The 16,488-nt window shown below is 62.0% G+C and carries 15 protein-coding genes; 8 read left to right on the forward strand and 7 right to left on the reverse strand.

Going from position 1 to position 16,488, the window contains the following annotated elements; all coding sequences use genetic code 11:
* Window positions 1-30 precede the first annotated feature (30 nt).
* Window positions 31-1,425, forward strand: coding sequence for an HNH endonuclease signature motif containing protein (locus ONR57_RS13820; RefSeq protein ID WP_265124087.1), 1,395 nt, complete (start codon window positions 31-33; stop codon window positions 1,423-1,425).
* Here the strand turns inward: ONR57_RS13820 and eutC are convergent.
* The 4 genes from eutC to ONR57_RS13840 all read right to left on the reverse strand — a co-directional run bounded on the left by eutC (window position 1,400) and on the right by ONR57_RS13840 (window position 6,128).
* Window positions 1,400-2,170 (reverse strand): ethanolamine ammonia-lyase subunit EutC, encoded by a 771-nt coding sequence (gene eutC, locus ONR57_RS13825; RefSeq protein ID WP_265124088.1) that lies wholly within the window; start codon window positions 2,168-2,170, stop codon window positions 1,400-1,402. The genes ONR57_RS13820 and eutC overlap by 26 nt on opposite strands.
* Window positions 2,167-3,582 carry an ethanolamine ammonia-lyase subunit EutB gene (locus ONR57_RS13830; protein ID WP_265124089.1) on the reverse strand — a complete coding sequence of 472 codons (1,416 nt, stop codon included), beginning with the start codon at window positions 3,580-3,582 and terminating at the stop codon, window positions 2,167-2,169. The genes eutC and ONR57_RS13830 overlap by 4 nt, the downstream gene beginning before the upstream one ends.
* The gene (gene eat, locus ONR57_RS13835) at window positions 3,579-5,024 is read right to left on the reverse strand and encodes an ethanolamine permease (protein ID WP_265124090.1); all 1,446 of its coding nucleotides are present in this window, start codon (window positions 5,022-5,024) and stop codon (window positions 3,579-3,581) included. Before eat ends, ONR57_RS13830 begins: the two co-directional genes overlap by 4 nt.
* 282 nt (window positions 5,025-5,306) lie before the next feature.
* Window positions 5,307-6,128 (reverse strand): crotonase/enoyl-CoA hydratase family protein, encoded by an 822-nt coding sequence (locus ONR57_RS13840; protein WP_265124091.1) that lies wholly within the window; start codon window positions 6,126-6,128, stop codon window positions 5,307-5,309.
* 82 nt (window positions 6,129-6,210) lie between these two features.
* Between ONR57_RS13840 and ONR57_RS13845 the strand changes: the two genes are divergently transcribed.
* A complete protein-coding gene (locus ONR57_RS13845) occupies window positions 6,211-7,251 on the forward strand; it encodes an LLM class F420-dependent oxidoreductase (protein ID WP_265124092.1) in 1,041 nt (346 codons plus the stop codon).
* Between the two features lie 63 nt (window positions 7,252-7,314).
* On the opposite strand, the gene ONR57_RS13850 is transcribed toward ONR57_RS13845, so the two are convergent.
* The gene (locus ONR57_RS13850; RefSeq protein ID WP_265124093.1) at window positions 7,315-8,208 is read right to left on the reverse strand and encodes a DUF5602 domain-containing protein; all 894 of its coding nucleotides are present in this window, start codon (window positions 8,206-8,208) and stop codon (window positions 7,315-7,317) included.
* A 135-nt stretch (window positions 8,209-8,343) separates the two neighbouring features.
* Here ONR57_RS13850 and ONR57_RS13855 point away from each other — a divergent pair, with 135 nt between their 5' ends.
* Complete coding sequence (locus ONR57_RS13855; RefSeq protein ID WP_265124094.1) at window positions 8,344-10,098, forward strand: DUF2207 domain-containing protein; 1,755 nt, start codon at window positions 8,344-8,346, stop codon at window positions 10,096-10,098.
* 6 nt (window positions 10,099-10,104) lie between these two features.
* On the opposite strand, the gene ONR57_RS13860 is transcribed toward ONR57_RS13855, so the two are convergent.
* Window positions 10,105-10,821 carry an ESX secretion-associated protein EspG gene (locus ONR57_RS13860; protein ID WP_265124095.1) on the reverse strand — a complete coding sequence of 239 codons (717 nt, stop codon included), beginning with the start codon at window positions 10,819-10,821 and terminating at the stop codon, window positions 10,105-10,107.
* A gap of 76 nt (window positions 10,822-10,897) precedes the next feature.
* Window positions 10,898-12,205: a condensation domain-containing protein gene (locus tag ONR57_RS13865; protein WP_265124096.1), complete on the reverse strand. Its 1,308-nt coding sequence runs from the start codon at window positions 12,203-12,205 to the stop codon at window positions 10,898-10,900.
* 521 nt (window positions 12,206-12,726) lie between these two features.
* On the opposite strand from ONR57_RS13865, the gene ONR57_RS13870 reads away from it, so the two are divergent.
* The 5 genes from ONR57_RS13870 to ONR57_RS13890 all read left to right on the forward strand — a co-directional run bounded on the left by ONR57_RS13870 (window position 12,727) and on the right by ONR57_RS13890 (window position 16,478).
* Complete coding sequence (locus ONR57_RS13870; protein WP_265124097.1) at window positions 12,727-13,017, forward strand: WXG100 family type VII secretion target; 291 nt, start codon at window positions 12,727-12,729, stop codon at window positions 13,015-13,017.
* Complete coding sequence (locus ONR57_RS13875; protein ID WP_265124098.1) at window positions 13,014-14,126, forward strand: hypothetical protein; 1,113 nt, start codon at window positions 13,014-13,016, stop codon at window positions 14,124-14,126. The genes ONR57_RS13870 and ONR57_RS13875 overlap by 4 nt, the downstream gene beginning before the upstream one ends.
* A 70-nt stretch (window positions 14,127-14,196) precedes the next feature.
* On the forward strand, window positions 14,197-14,682 hold the full coding sequence (locus tag ONR57_RS13880; RefSeq protein ID WP_265124099.1) for a hypothetical protein: 486 nt from the start codon (window positions 14,197-14,199) through the stop codon (window positions 14,680-14,682).
* Window positions 14,683-14,783: 101 nt separating this feature from the next.
* Window positions 14,784-15,854, forward strand: coding sequence for an alpha/beta hydrolase (locus ONR57_RS13885; protein ID WP_265124100.1), 1,071 nt, complete (start codon window positions 14,784-14,786; stop codon window positions 15,852-15,854).
* Between the two features lie 87 nt (window positions 15,855-15,941).
* Entirely contained in the window at window positions 15,942-16,478 is a 537-nt protein-coding gene (locus ONR57_RS13890) for a DinB family protein (protein ID WP_265124101.1), read from the forward strand.
* Window positions 16,479-16,488 lie beyond the last annotated feature (10 nt).

The following is a 16,488-nucleotide window of genomic DNA, read 5'->3' on the forward strand; positions in this document are numbered from 1 at the left end:
CGAATCGAACATTTGTTCGATACTGAGTAGGTGCTGGGGGGAAACATCACAGACTCCGCTGGGCTGTACCGGCTGGCGGACGCCGATCTGGTCGGCTGCTTACAAGAGTCCGAGCGGCAGTTACAGCGTGCAGCTGGATTGCAGGCAGCGGTGATCGCTGAGATAAGCGCACGCGGCACTATGGCTACGTTCGGCTACGCGAACGCCGCCGGGCTGCTGAAGGACGTCCTCAACCTCGACGCGGCCGATGCCCGCCGCCGCGCGCGACGCTCTGAGGTTCTCGCAGGTCAGCCCACAACAGCAGGTGGAGAGAGGATTCCGGTTCTTCCCCTTGCAGCAGCTGCGTTCGCTGCCGCGGAAATTTCCGCGGCGCATGTCGATGCGATCGATGACGTGCTGAGCCAGTTCCCCGCGGCTACCCCACCGGATGCACGGTCCGAGGGTGAAGACATACTCGCGACCCTAGCGAAAACGAACCCGCCTGCCGTGATTCGCAAGGTCGGCCGGGAGATTCTCGCACGGCTCGACCAAGACGGTGTGGAACCTCCCGAGACCGATCTCGCGAAGCCCAAGCGGGAGTTGCGCCTGCGCTGGTCTTCCCGCGGAGATCACCTCAAACTGTCAGGTTTTCTCGACAAGGAGGCCGGCGCGCGACTCGAATCGCTGCTCTCACCGCTCGCGAAACCGCGACCGGACAACGAAACTGGCGCACCGGACGTCCGAACAGTCGACGAGCGGTGCGGCGATGCAGTCGCCGAACTGCTCGAACGCACGGAACGAGCCGCCGACCTGCCAGCGCAGGGTGGTGAGCCGCCCCACGTGATCGTCACAATGACGCTCGACCAGCTGACTAACACCAGCGATATACCACTCGTACTCCTCAACCGCGATCACCTGATCTCGGCCGCACTCGCTCGACAGATCGCGTGCGATGCAAAGATCATCCCCGCGATCCTCGGAAGCAATAGCGAAGTCCTCGACTTGGGGCGAGCAGAAAGAACTGTGAGCGTCGCCCTGCGCCGGGCCCTCGTCATGCGGGACAAGGGATGCATTTTCCCAGGCTGTGACAAGCCTGCCCCGTGGACGCAGGCGCACCACATTCGCGAGTGGCAGGACGGCGGTCCCACGGACCTGAGCAACCTGTGTCTCCTGTGCAGTTACCATCACCGTCTGATCCACCACAGCGACTGGACCGTCCGCATGGGCAGTGACGGACACCCCGACGTGATCCCGCCTGTCTGGCTCGATGCCCAACAAACACCACGGCGCAACACTTTCCATCAACGGTGCCGCACACCAGGACCGCGCCGGTCCGCAGCGAGGAGCTATCATCGCCATCAGGTGTGTCAGCCAGCGTCGCGCCAGCGTAGTTCCCGCGCCGGCACGATGACTACGGGCTCTACTTCTTCTCTTCCTGACCCGTGAGCGCGTCACTCGGCTGCAGTGTTGCGCTCAGCTCGCTTCGCGAAGTGTCTTTCAGGTCGACGCCTGAACGGCCGAGTTCACGCGCGCCGCGGATAAGACTCCTGACGATCCGGGCCGCTTCCATATACCCGAGACCGTCGGGAGGGTGAATGTTCGAAATGCAGTTTCGCTCCGAATCTGCGCACCCCGGCCGCGGCTGGTACGTGAGATAGATCCCGAGGCTGTCCGCCACCGACAGCCCCGGCCGTTCCCCAATGATGACGACCAGGATTTCAGCACCTAACGCGAAACCGATGTGATCTCCGAGAGCAACCCGCGCGGACGTCGCTATCACCGGCGGCGCAAACGAATACGCATCCCCAATAGTTTGAATGATCGCACTCAGGAGGCTGGCACCATGATCATGGAGCGCGCGCGGCGACAACCCGTCGGCGAGCACCACCGCGACATCGGCTGCAGGATGCGCCAGGTCCATCTCGCCCGGCTCGCGGCCAAGGTCCGGGCGCCGCAGATACTCCCCGCGCGTCGAGACCTTACTGCGCACCACCGAAGGAGCGCCGAGACCCAGACGTTCGATTTCTTCAGCGAACGAATCCACGTCGAGCGGTTGGTGCACAGCATCGCGCGCTGCGGCGTGTGCCGCGCGGAATTCGAGGACGCTTTTCGTCGGCAGCCCATCGCCCGCACGGCCCAGTCCGATTCGCGCCTGCGTGGTTGCCCGAAGCGGCGACCAGAAATCGGTCATGTTACTCCCCCTGCCAGTGCACGCAGCGGCGACCGCAAAGGATCTACCGGAAGGATGCGGCCGGCGCCATCAGCCATCCCCAGGCCGGTGAGCCACTCCTCGAACTCCGGGGCGGCCCGCAAGCCGAGAGTCCTCCTGACGAAGAGCGCGTCGTGAAACGACAGACTCTGGTAGCCGAGCATGACATCGTCCGCACCCGGAACCGTGATGACGAACGCGACACCTGCCGCGCCGAGCAGCGTAAGCAGGTTATCCATGTCATCCTGGTCGGCCTCGGCGTGATTCGTGTAGCAGACATCCACGCCCATCGGAAGCCCCAGCATCTTTCCGCAGAAGTGATCCTCGAGGCCCGCGCGGATGATCTGCTTCCCGTCGTACAGGTATTCCGGACCGATAAAGCCAACCACGGTGTTCACAAGCAACGGTTCCAGGTGACGGGCCACGGCATACGCGCGGGCCTCAAGCGTCTGCTGATCCACCGGCTGACCACCGGTCCCGATATGCGCGTTCGCACTCAGTGCCGAGCCCTGGCCAGTCTCGAGGTACATCACGTTGTCACCGACGGTTCCGCGCCCCAGCGACCGTCCCGCTTCATTCGCCTCTGCCAGAAGGTCGAGCGTCACACCAAATCCCTTGTTCGCGCCCTCGGTTCCCGCAATCGACTGGAACACCAAGTCGACCGGGGCGCCCGCCTCGATGAGCCCGACAGTGGTCGTGACATGCGACAAGACACACGACTGCACCGGGATGGCGAAACGCTGCCGCAAATCGTCAAGCAGGTGCAACAAGTCCGCCGTGGCCTGCGGCGAGTCCGTCGCCGGATTGATGCCGATCACCGCATCACCGCACCCCATCAACAGACCGTCCAATGTGGCAGCCGCGATGCCGCGCGGGTTATCGGTGGGATGGTTCGGCTGCAGCCGGGTAGCGATCCGCCCCGGCAGTCCGATCGTCGTGCGGAACGCCGCGGTCACCTCGATCGCCCTCGACACTGCGATGAGATCCTGGTTGCGCATCAGTTTGCTCACTGCGGCCACCATTTCAGGGGTCAGTCCGGGCGAGACCCCACGGAGTGCCACAGCACTATCGGCACCTGTAATCGAGTCGAGCAGCCAATCCCGCAGCCCGCCAACAGTCAGATGCGACACGGCCGCGAACGCATCACGATCATGACTATCGATGATCAGCCGTGTGACCTCGTCGGTCTCATACGGTACGACTTGGTCGTTGAGAAACGTCTCGAGCGGCACATCTGCCAGCGCCCACTGCGCTGCCGCACGTTCCTCATCGGTGTGGGCCGCGCAGCCCGCAAGTTCGTCCCCGGAACGCAACGGGGTCGCCTTCGCAAGCACATCGATAAGGCCATCGAACTGATACGTGGTCCCGCCGAGTTGCTGCGTGTAGCGGGTCATTTCAGTTCAGCCTCCGCGTGTGCGAGCGCAGCGAACTCCTCATCCGGCGAGTTTGCAACAAGGCGGTGGCGGCTGTAGAACCCGAAGTACGCCATGAACCCGCCGAACACAACCAGAGCCAGGAAGGCTGCCAGCGGATCAACAAGGAACGTTGCAATCACCGCGCCGACCGCAATAACCAAGGCAAATGTGGTGGTCGCGATACCACCTGGCGTCCGGTACGGCCGGTGCATCTTGGGTTCGCGGACGCGGAGCACAATGTGGCTCACCATCATCAAAACGTAGCTCAGCGCAGCGCCGAACACCGCCACATTCAGCAGCGTCGCCCCTTCGCCCGTCAAGGAAAGGAGGAAACCGATTACCCCAGGAATAATGAGCGCGAGCACAGGTGCTTTCCGCCGATTGGTGACCGAAAGACTTGTTGGCAGGTAGCCGGCCCGCGACAACGCGAAGGTCTGGCGCGAATACGCGTAGATGATCGCGAAAAAGCTCGCGATCAGGCCTGCGAGGCCAATGTAGTTCACGAGCTTCGCGCCGCCGCCGTCACCGAGCGCGTGAACCAGTGGGTTGTCCGAGTTCGCGAGTGACTCAGCGCCAATCGCACCCGTCGCCAGGAAGAGCACAGTCGCGCATGTCACCAACAGCACCAGCATGCTCGCGATGATGCCGCGCGGAACGTTCTTCTCTGGCTCGGTTGCTTCCTCGGCCGCAAGCGGAACACCTTCAATCGCGAGGAAGAACCAGATGGCGAACGGAATGGCCGCCCAGATGCCAAGCACACCGAAAGGCAGGAACTCCGACGCACCCGCAGCGGTATCAGAGACCGGGATGTCGGTAAGATTCGCCGCATCGAAGCGGCTAATCGCCGCGATCGCGAAAACGATGAGGCCGACTATCGCCACCGCGGTGATGATGAACATCGTCTTCAGCGCCTCTCCGGCGCCGCTGAGATGGATACCGATGAAGACCGCGTAGACGCCCAGATATACCCACCAGCCGTCGGTGATTCCAAAGAGGTTGAGCGATTCAACGTAGGCGCCAATGAAGGTCGCGATCGCTGCGGGTGCAATCGCGTACTCGATCAGAATCGCGGTGCCGGTGGCAAAGCCGCCCCACGGCCCTAAAGCCCGGCGCGCAAAGGTGTAGCCGCCACCGGCGGCAGGCAGTGCCGACGACATTTCCGCCATGCCAAGAACCATCGCGAAGTACATGCACGCGACGATCACTGCAGCAATGAGGAGCCCGCCGAATCCGCCCTCACCCAGTCCATAGTTCCAGCCGGCGTAGTCGCCAGAGATAACAAAGCTGACGCCCAGACCGGCTAACAGAATCCACCCCGCCGTACCTTTGCGAAGGGAACGTTTAGCGAGATAGTCCTTGCTCTCGGTGTGGAAATCCGCGCCGTCGTGGTGCCCCTGCGCGGTTGCGATCTTGTCAGACATATACGTCCTTTGGATGCTAGGGCGGCGGTCACCGCCCACGGTGGCTTTACGCTGAAAGTAGCGGGCTGAAAAGCCCGTAAGAGGATCAGAAACACGCCGTAAACGACTGTTTACATGGCCTCATCGTCAGCCACCGCGGCACTCGACCAGCCGCCCCATACATCCATGTGCTGCGCTCTCATAACTCATCGCCCACGCCTTCCGAAAGTGCGGATTACTGTGAGCTGAGACACTAGAAAGAGCAGCGTTGCAACCCCGTTGCAACGCTTGTGTGCTGCACTTTCACCGGCCTTTGAACTCCGGGTCGCGCTTCTCGAAAACGGCACCGATCGCCTCGGTGAGGTCATGGGAGGGAAGGAAAGCGGCATTCCAGGCGGCGACATAGCGCAGGCCGTCGTCGACTGTTGCGGCTCGCTCGCGGTTGAGGACGTCCTTGACGCCCTGCACGACGAGCGGTGGATTCGCGGCTATCTCGCGAGCCGTAGCGTGGGCTGCAGCAAGCGCAGCCTCCGGGTCCGCGAACACGTCGTTGACGAGCCCGATCTTCTCCGCACGCTGCGCGTCGATGTCCTTCGCTGTGAGCGCGAGCTCACGCAGATGCCCCTCACCGATTATCGGTGGCAGCCTATGCAAGGAGCCGATATCAGCCACGATGGCGACTTTCGCTTCCCGAATGCTGAATTTCGCATCCTCGGATGCGTATCGGATGTCGGCCGCAGCGATCAGATCGACACCGCCGCCGATGCACCAGCCTTGCACAGCGGCCACAACCGGCTTACGGCAGTCCGCGACCGCTGATAACGCGCCTTGCAGCCTGCGGATCTCGCGGTGAAAGTTGGTTCGCGGCTCGGCCAGCGCCCCCGGTTCCATGAGCGGGCCGAACAGCGGCGCCATCGCCGGCAGATCAAGCCCGAAGCTGAAGTGCTTGCCAGATGCTGCGAGCACCACTGCCCGCGTCTCTGGGTCCGCGTCCAGCGCTTGAAAGATACGGGGAAGCTCAGCGAAGAAGTCGGGGCCCATTGCATTGCCTTTACCCGGCCCAGCGAGCGTTACTTGCGTGACGTGGTCGCGCTTCTCCAGTGTGAACGCTTTGTAATCGGTCATTCCTGCACTCTAGCCAGGGCCGTTCTCCAACTAACCGGGACAGGGCGTATCGTCATTCGCAGCGACGTTCAAGGGGGACTTCATGCGGATCGGGTTGTCCATCAACTACTCCGGCGAGTTCAGTGAGGCTGCAGCCGAAATCGCCGACCTCGAGCGTGCTGGCCTTGATATCGCCTTCGTAGCTGAGGCGTACAGCTTCGATGCTGTCAGCGCACTTGGCTATCTCGCTGCGAAAACGCAACACATCCAGCTTGCGTCAGGAATCTTGCAGCTCTACACGCGAACGCCGACGCTGACTGCGATGACTGCGGCGGGTCTGGACTACGTGTCGAATGGTCGCTTCACGCTGGGTCTCGGCGCTTCCGGCCCCCAGGTGATCGAGGGTTTCCACGGTGTCCGGTACGACGCCCCGATAGGCCGCACCCGGGAGATCATCGAGATCTGCCGCATGGTGTGGCGCAGGGAGAAGGTCGTGTACAACGGTCGGTACTACACTCTTCCACTGCCTGAAGCGGAGGGAACGGGGCTCGGCAAGCCACTCAAGCTGATCAACCATCCAGTGCGGGAACGTATCCCAATCTTGCTCGCTGCGCTGGGCCCGAAGAACGTGGAACTAGCCGCGGAACTCGCTGAGGGCTGGCAGCCGATCTTCTTTTATCCAGAGAAAAGCAAAGACGTGTGGGGGCAAGCGCTTTCGAGGGGTTTCGCCAAGCGCGATCCCGCACTCGGAGAACTCGATATCTATGCCGGCCCCCCACTCGCGATTGGCGACGACACGGAGGGCCTGCTGGAGTTGGTGAAACCGCACCTTGCCCTCTACATCGGCGGTATGGGCGCGAAAGGCAAGAACTTCTACCACAATCTCGCCACACAATACGGTTATGGCGCAGAAGCCGATCAGATTCAAGAACTTTATCTTGACGGGAAGAAAGACGACGCCGCGGCGCTCGTCCCCACCGAACTTGTCCGGGCAGTATCACTGATCGGGCCCGAGGGGTTCGTGAAGGAACGCATCGCCGCGTTCCGCGAAGCGGGAGTGACAACCCTCAACGTGACGCCACTAGCGTTCGAGCGCGACGCGCGCGTGCGGCTCATCGAGAAACTCAGGACGCTCATCGGGTGAGCGGAAACAAAACGGGCGGTGACCGCGTCAGCAGACGCAAATCACCGCCCGTGTTGCCCAGGTTTAGCTGGCCTCGCGCATTTCCATCCCGCCGAGCATGATGACGTGCTCGCCGGTAGCCTCATCGAAGATCACGCTGAAGGTCGTGGGGTAGTACCCGGTCCGCTGGTACGCTTCGGGCTGCTTGATCTCTGCCTCGTACGATTCCTTAGACAGCAGGAATTCACGTGTGACCATCGGCTCCATGAACGTGTACTCGCCGTCCCAGGTGCCGTTGATGAAGACGACCTCGAACTCATATTCGCCGGGGACGAGCCCGCCTTCGGCGTCGATCCAGTGAACGCCCATGTTCGGCACCGCCTGTTCAGCGAGCGGCGCATCTGGGAGCGTGGTGAAATCCTGCGGAATGTACTGTGGTTCAGGGACGTTTTCGGCCTTCGCGGCGAAGTCCGGATCCTCAGGGTCGATCGCGGCGACATCCTCAGGCTCGATCATGTAGAAGTGAATGTCGAAGTGCGGCACGTCGAACAGTCCGGGGGGTTCGTGCCCATGGCTTGCCCAGTCGAGCGATACAAACCTGAAGACGGCGTCATCCGCCTCATCCGGCAGCTGCAGCTCCCAGAATTCCGGCGGGCCCTGAGGGGCATCTGGCAAACCGTCGAGCGCAGCCTCAGAGAGCCGCACGCCAATCTCGGTGGGGTTGCCGTCATCGTCTAGCACGACGAAAGTGCGGGCGGAACCTTCGCCCACTTCAACGTCGTCACCGAAGAATGTGCCTTCCGGAGGCTCCGCGACTTCCGCTGTGTCCTCCGCCGGCTCCGCGGGCGTTGCCGTGACGGCCGGTGTGGTGTCATCAGTGGTGTCGTCCGCGGTGTCGGCACCGCAGGCCGAGACCAGCGCGAGAACGAGCCCAGCGGCTGATGCGGCGCCGAGGAGGCGCCTGGAACGAGACCTCATCTTCCCTCGATTCATGGGGCGGAAACTCCGCATTTCGGTTATATGACGTAGTTTGCTCCCGTTTCTCTGCGACGTGGCAGCTTTGGCGAAATCACTCCAAGTGCCGCCGGCGCCCGCTGGTGCTAGCGTGCGGATATGAAGCGGTTCGTTTTTGTGGCAGTGTGTTTCCTTTCGCTTCTCGTTCCAGCACCCGCGCTGGCGCAGTCAACGGATGCGTTCACATTCAGCAACTTCGAAGCCGACTACTACCTCTCGCAGGACGATGACGGACGCGCCGAGTTGCGGGTCGTCGAGCATTTAACGGCAGAATTCCCCACCTACGATCAGAACAAGGGAATCGTCCGCGAGATACCGCGTTACTTCGACGGTCACCACGTCTCGCTGCAGGTGGAATCAGTCACCCGGAACGGGGCAAGCGAACCGATCTACGACCAGTACTCAAGTGGCGACTTCACTGTGGTGGAAACGGGCACCGATGACTATGTTCACGGCACGCAGACCTACGAAATCGCGTACACGATGCGCGATGTCATCCTCGATAGTGGTGATTACCAGGAGTTTTACTGGAACACTAATGGGACGGGCTGGAACCAGCCGTTCGAGAAACTGACCGCGCGCATCCATCTAGACGCCGCTGTCCGCGAAGCGTTCACAGGCGACATCAGGTGCTTCATCGGCGCATACGGCGCATCCGAGGAGTGTGCTGGCCGCGATGATGGGGAGGTCATCACCTTTCAGGCACCACGGCCGCTCGCCCCCGAAGAAAATGTCACAGTGGCGGCTATGTTCGAACCGGCCACGTTCGAGCCGTTCGATGCCGGTCCCGTCGCTCTCGCTGCACGCTTCGCCATGTTCGGATCGGCGATAACCGCGTTTGGCGCGCTGCTCTTCGCCGCCCGGTTTCGTGTGCGACACGGGCGAAGTGCCCCTCGCAACGCACCTGTATCGCAACAATATGTGCCACCGCAAGATCTGTCCCTCATTGAAGCCGCCGCTATCAAGGGAGCGTCAGGGCCGGTGATCCCGGCACAGATTCTCGACCTCGCAGTGCGCGGAAATCTTCGGATCATAGAAACGGAGAAAACCGGTTTCTTGGCATCGGGCACGGAGTACTCAGCAGAACTCGTGAATACCGAAGGTTTGCGGCATTACGAGCGAAGCCTCATCGATATCCTTTTTCCGCGCGGAGAAGTCGGCGAACGGTATGCCTTTGCCGAGCACAAAAGTGACGTGTCGAAGCAACTGCAAGAACTACAGGCGCAGGCACGCCGGGATGCCGTGGAATTCGGTTACCGCAAGCAGATAAGCGTCGGCTGGCCATTATTCGCTATCGCGGGGGCCGCACTCGTGGTCAGTGGAATCGCCGCGGTGCTCCTGATCAATCAGCCCCCGGACTGGCGCTATGGCCTGCTTGCCGCCTCTATCGGATTCGCGATCATCGCTGTCGTCACGGCAATCGACATCAAGCCGCTCACACCTAAAGGCAGAGAACTCGTCGATCACATCGATGGCCTCAAAATGTATATCGAGGCTGGCGAAGCGGACCGCATCAACGCGACTCAATCCCCCGGCGCTGCGCCGACCGCCCCGGTGAGCGCCTTCAGCGCGGACCAGGCGGTGCACATTCACGAACGCTTACTCCCCTACGCCGTTCTGTTTGGCCACGCCAAAAAGTGGGTTCGCGAACTCACCGCGCGTTACGAAGAACATGGCCGCACCTTCTATCCGGTGTGGTACTACGGCACTCAACCGTTCAGCAGCGCATCGTTCGGCGAATCGATGAACAGCTTCGTGAGCTCGCCGGGTGGACCAAGTGGCAGCAGTGGTTTCTCCAGTAGCGGCGGCTTTTCGGGCGGCGGTGGTGGTGGCGGTGGTGGCGGTGGTCGCTGAGCTGGTCTACTGAGTCTTGCCTATCCGCAGGAGTTCGCGCACTTCATCCTCAATACGGCCGCTGTCGGCGGGAAACGCTTCGATCCGGCGCTTTCCCAATTCCGACCGGACCAGATACCGGCCGTCGCCCACCACGTCAATCCAGCAGAACCCACGGTCCGTGGTAAGCGCTCGTGCACCACGGTCAACTCCGGTTGTGGCTGTGATTTCCCCTGTAGCACAACGTTCTTTCGCGAAGAACGCACGGGCACCGCGCTGCTGTGGCAGTGCCGCCGCTTCAGCAACCGTGCCGACCACTCCACGGGTCCGGCCAGGTTCTGAGGCGGGCAGCGTTCTGGCTACTTGTGCTGGGATATCGTTGTGCGCTATGCGACGCAAGGTAATGTCGCCGCCGGACTGTTCGGATTCACCCGGCTGCTGAACAACGACAATCGCCCTGCTGCCGCGCAACGCCGCCAGCGCGCGCAGCTTCCGGACCCGGCCGCCAACCGACACAAATGTGACTGACTGGATCTGCAGTTGCGGCGCGACCAAACACGCCACCGCCTCCTCGAAGTCGTGGCAAAGCGTCTGCTGCACGACCTGCCGAGCGCGCGCAAACATCGCATCACGATCGGCGGGCATCATCTCCGGTGCAACGTACTGCAAGGGATAAGGCAGCCGCTCTCGCCCCACACTGTGCATGAGCACCGAGAACTCGGCGCCGGTAAACGTCCAGGTCATGCTTACTCCCTCCCAGCAGAATCAGACGCACCACACGTGCGTACGGTTCCCGCTGAGGGAAGAATTGCCGGAGTGTTCAGCGAACGAGCTGGAGGTTTGGCCCGAACCCGCGCAGTGCACCGATATGGGTGAAATCGGCAGCAGTGATAAATTGCTCCATAAATGCCATAAATCGGGCATGGTGAGATTCGATGTCAGCCTGAGAGTAAAGCCTCGGATTGCCTTCGAATTCCACTACCAGGGCGTCGCTGACATCCGACCGCAGCGTGACTTTGATGTCGTTCACGAGTCCCCCGGCCAGTTCATGCACCTCGTATGTGGTACCCGAAATTTCTACGGTCGAATCATTGAGGGCGAAATTCAGCACGGGACCGAAATCACCGGCGGCATCACTGACGATTCCAAGTTCGCGAATGATGTCCTCGCGCCGATAGCGCTGGTGGCTAAGCGCCCCGATCGTGGCTTCCGCGACTGCCCGGATGGCGCTGCGCACCGGCGTCGAGGCAGCGATGCCGCTTCGCACCGGCACCATGTTCGAGAGCACACCCGGGGACCTTCGAAGCAGGAGTGTCGGCCGCGCCGCGACTTGTAGCGTCACCAGCGGGTCATCCGCACCGGTAGCGCGCAGATGATACGAGCTGAACGCGGCAGCAACGACAATTGCGATGGTGGTGCCGAGTTGCTCAGATCGGTAGGCAATGCGGTTGTTCACAGCAGCGGGCACCGTCGATCGGGTACGGACCGTGGTCAGGCACGGTTCGGCCGATCTGTGCGCCAGGCTGACCGGTTCGTGCGCACCGTGCAGACGCTCAGCCCAATAGGCGGAATCGCGGACATAATGCGCCGACCCACAATAGTCGTACTCAGCGTCGACCGCGTTGTGCGCGCCAGACCAGACTGAGGCAATAGGATCGACACCGTGCTGCGCGGCGGAGTAGATCTCCCCTGTTCGGCGCATCAGGGCTGCTACCACGAACGTGTCAGCGACAAGGTGATGCACTCGCAAGTACCAAATCACGTGGTCATCGCTCACACGAAGCAGCGCTGCGGTCACCAGATCATCGTTGGCAATGTCTACTGGACGGCTGCGGTCGGCCCACGTCCACCGCTGCGCCGCAGCGTGCGGATCAGGAAGCTGACGCAAGTCAACCAGGTGGACGGGAACTTCATCAGATGTGCGCTCAACCTGATAGGGCCAGCCTTCGCTCTCGACAAAACTCACGGTGGATACGCCCGTTTCCCGGGCAGCCACTCGCACCGCCTGCGCAAACTCCGGCTCATCGAGATTTCCGCGGACGTCCACGACATATGCCAGGTTGTCCGGAACTTCAGGGTGCATGCGCTGCGAAAACCAGACCGCAACCTGGGCTGCAGTCAGTGGCATGCGTGCGCCTGGACCATTAGCGTCACCGTTGACTCGGTTCACGCTTGGTATATCCATCCTCACCCCTCGACCGTTACACCCTGATAGTTAGTCCGACTGTGACACTTGCTTCTTGTCACTGTCCTACCGTCGGCGCTCACGAGATAGACACCTTAGGGTGGTATTCAATCCACCCCGCCCCTCCCCTTCCCTATGTGACGCATAGGCAACCACAAACGATATCGCTGCCCACAAATTGCCGGTATAGCCCGAACACGCGACAGCAATTCTGGCGTCATTCATTCGAGCCACAAATATCGGTCCCTCAATACCTCCACCTCGGTCCAATCTTACGGAGATCGAGTCGCTCAGGAGCAAATTCGGAAAACTTGCGCCGGTTTTGTTTCCCGCTTCCGGCCTGCTGACTGAACAGTCAACGATCTGTGACCGCGGTCACGCTATCTGCTTCCGCGCGCGTGGAACCGCGGCAGGTTTTCCTGCGTCCTTACTCCTCAGATGCCCTGGACAGAAGGAGCGACACCGTGAACGACGTCCTTGTGGACCCAGCTCAACTGCGCGCAACCGCAGACACTCTCAGGTGCACAGCAGACCGGATGACGCACGCACTGCGCGAATTGCAGGATGCGGACATGGCCTGCCTCGGGAGCGACCGGCTCGCCGCATGCGCGCGGCGGCTGCAGTCCCAATGGGAATCAGGCTTGCGCACCCTCGTGGATACCACCGGGACGATGGCCACGGGCCTGGATCGAACAGCCGAACTTTACCGGACGGCCGAAACGTCCAACGCGCTGCGGCTCGGTGACGCACAGTGAACAGTTTCGTGTACACCGCCCTCGGCTTCGACCCCGCTCCCGGTGATGTCGCCGGAATAGAAAGCTACGCAGCAAGTCTCGCAGCAGGCTCCGCGCAAATGAGGGAGGCGTCCCACACACTCGCGACAATCACCCTGGGCCAGCAGCTGTGGAACGGACCGGCAGCAACGGAGTTCTCACGCGCGATCGCTCGCTGCGTGCCGCTCCTGCATGATGCCACCACCGCACTGCACAATTCCGCGTCAGCACTGCACTCGTGGTCGATGCGGCTGACGGAACTGCAGCACCGCGCTCGCGAACTCGAAATAGCGGCTCGCAGCACGGATCAGCGCATCACTGCCCTTCGTGCCCACCCGATCCTTGGACCCGGCGCCGTCATCACGTACGAGAACCAGCTGAATGCTCAGCTGGCACATCGGGAGTTGCAGGCTGCCCTGGACGATCTGGAGCACCTCAGGTGGCGTGCCCGCGAACTGCGCGAGACGCACGCCCGAGAGGCGGCTCAGACGGCACATCTGCTCGACGCAGCTGCCGCACTGGCGCCGGAGGGTGCCGGGTTCTTTGAACGCCTCGGTGCAGAGTTCGGCCGCATCCTCGACATGCTGGTTCATGCACCTGCCTTCGCCTGGGAATTCGTGCAGGAGAACGCCGAGACCATCGCAGAGATCTCCACCATCGCATCGGATGTGAGTACAGCTCTTGGTCTTGCTGGCGGAGCTCTTGCGCTTGTTCCGGGAGCGCAGCCGGTTGCGGGCGCGCTCGGCACCGGAGCTGTGGCACTGAGTGTCGCCGCACTGGCGGGCCACTCGCTCGCGAAAGCCGCGGGCGCGGATGTGAGCTGGCAGACGATCACACTCGATGCCGCAGGGGTGATCCCTGCCGGCAAAATCGCAGCCAGCAGCCTTGGGCGCCTCTCCGACGCATCTGACGTCCTCCAGCGACAAGTAGGCGGCGTGGCGGATCTGCGCCACAACTATCTACTTTCCCTTACTGGCAGTTCGTGGGCCGAACACTGGCAACCGCGGTCACCAAGCGAGGCAGCGCTCGCCATCTTTCACAGCGACAAGTACGCAGTCACTCGGGCGCGCGAGTTCGTGAGCGGCGCGTAGCACCGTGTATGTCATCAAGTTGCCCCCGGGGGCGGTCCAGTTTCCGGCACAAGCGTCGGCGGAAGCGAGAATGCGTGCAGCTGAAGTAGCTCTTGCGCCGACTGGAGCCTACTCCGAAGATCAGGCACGACGCCTTGCAGACCTCGGTCATTTGATTCGCGGCGCTGGCGTCTCACTCGCCAGCGTGCTCCCCGCGCCGCATGCTGGCCCGGACGTCTCGGCCATCTTGACGGTGACGCAATGGGAACATGATTCTTCGACAGCACTACGCGTAGACGAGTTGGCCGCCGCGCACCGGCGCGGAAACACGGCTGCTGCAGTCGAAATCGTCACGTTACGGACGGGACCGGCAGTCCGCGCGGTTCAGGAACACGCACGTACCACCGAATGCGACCATACCGAGCTTGTTGCCCGTGGCGTGACATACATCGTGCCGGGACACCGCGGTGGTCTAACGATCTGTGTGAGCACATGCCACCTTGCGCACTGGGAGTTTTTCGCCCGCCAGGCCACGCTGGTAGCCGAGACAGCTTACTGGAAATCACTGCGGCTATGACGCCATCTCCACACAAAACTGCTGTGTCGAAGCCCACTGAGGCACCCCCCTTGGGCAATTTATGTGAGACAATGCAGACTGGCGACAAGCAAGGGAGCACAATGAGCCTTCGCAAGAACATACCGGCGGCCGCGCGCAATGCGTGGAGCATGACGTTCGGCCCTGATCTTGAGCCCCCGCAGCCAACGCCGTCAACCGTGCTCTACGACGAGCCGCACCGAACGCTGCGCCGCTTCGAGCGACCCGGCTGCGAACCTGGCGATGCTCCGGTACTTATGGTGCCACCACTCGCCGCACCCGCTACCTGTTTCGACCTGCGCCCAGGACAGAGCCTGGCCGAGCATCTGCTGAAAACGGGCCGCACACCGTACGTCATCGATTACGGCACTATCGACTTTGCCGACCGTCACCTCGGTTTCGAGGAATGGATCGACCACATCATCCCGGCCGCGATCCGCCGCGTCTCCGCTGAACACGGCGGCAAGCCGATCGACGTCGTGTGCTGGTGCCTCGGCGGAACGATGACCCTGCTCTCGGCGTCAGCGCATCCTGACTTGCCGATCCGCTCGATCGCCACGGTCGCCACCCCCATCGACTACTCGAAGCTGCCGAGTATCTACCCGCTGCGCACGATCGCACGCATCACCGGCGGCCGGATAACCACGCTCGGCACGAAACTACTCGGCGGCGTTCCCGCACCACTCGTGCGACTTACATTCCGCGCGACGGCCTTCGAGCGTGAGCTGAAAAAGCCAGCGTTCATCGCAAGGAACCTCACGAACACCGAAACCCTCGCACGCATGGAGGCAATCGAACGGTTCATGGGACAGATGCCTGCTTACCCCGGAAAGCTCTACGTTCAGCTGTGGAACCGGATTATGCTCCGCAACGACCTGGCTCACGGCGGGCTGAAGCTTGGCTCTCGGTTCATCGAGTTCAAGCACCTCAAGGTGCCAGTCCTGGCCATTGCGGGCACCGGCGATGCCATCACAACAGTCCCCGCTGCCCGGCATCTGCTTAGCGTGCTCACCGGCTCGCCGATGGTGCGGTTCGAGACTGAGCCAGGCAGCCACCTTGGCGTGCTGGCGGGCCCAGGCGCCAGGGAAACCACCTGGCCGCACATCGATACCTTCCTCACTGAACAGCAGGCCGCCGAACTCATCTCTCATTAATTTCGCAGACGCGTGGCAATTGCGGCCGAAAAGTGTCCGCAATTCTTCATACAGTGGTGTCACCAGGAACGATGAAAGGTGAAGCCAATGCCCGCAGCCCAGCAAACTGTCGTCAGCTCACGCCTCGAAGCCGAACGAGCAGAACTCCTCGAAGCCCTAGCCATGCAGCGTCACTTTCTCCGCTACACCGTCCGGGACCTCACCGACGATCAAGCCCGGCAGCGCACTACGGTCAGCGAATTATGCCTTGGCGGTCTGGTAAAGCATGTGGCGGCGACGGAGCGCGGCTGGGTGGATTTCATCCTGCAGGGGCCATCCGCACTCGGCAACGCAGACGAAGTTGACTACGAAGCACGCGCGAACGAGTTCAGACTGCTAGACGGTGAGACTCTCGAGGGCATCTTGAACGAATATGACGAGGTGGCGGCGCGCACTGCGGCTGTCATTGCGGAGCTTCCGAATCTCGATGTGTCACATCCACTTCCGGACGCACCGTGGTTTCCGCCGGGAGTGACGTGGTCAGCGCGCCGCGTCCTCGTCCATATCCTCGCTGAGACAGCCCAGCACGCTGGCCACGCCGATATTCTGCGTGAATCGCTGGACGGCTCCAAGACTATGGGCTAGATCTGGAAGC

Origin of the sequence: Hoyosella sp. YIM 151337, from assembly GCF_026041215.1 — a bacterium.
Taxonomy (GTDB): Bacteria; Actinomycetota; Actinomycetes; order Mycobacteriales; family Mycobacteriaceae; genus Hoyosella.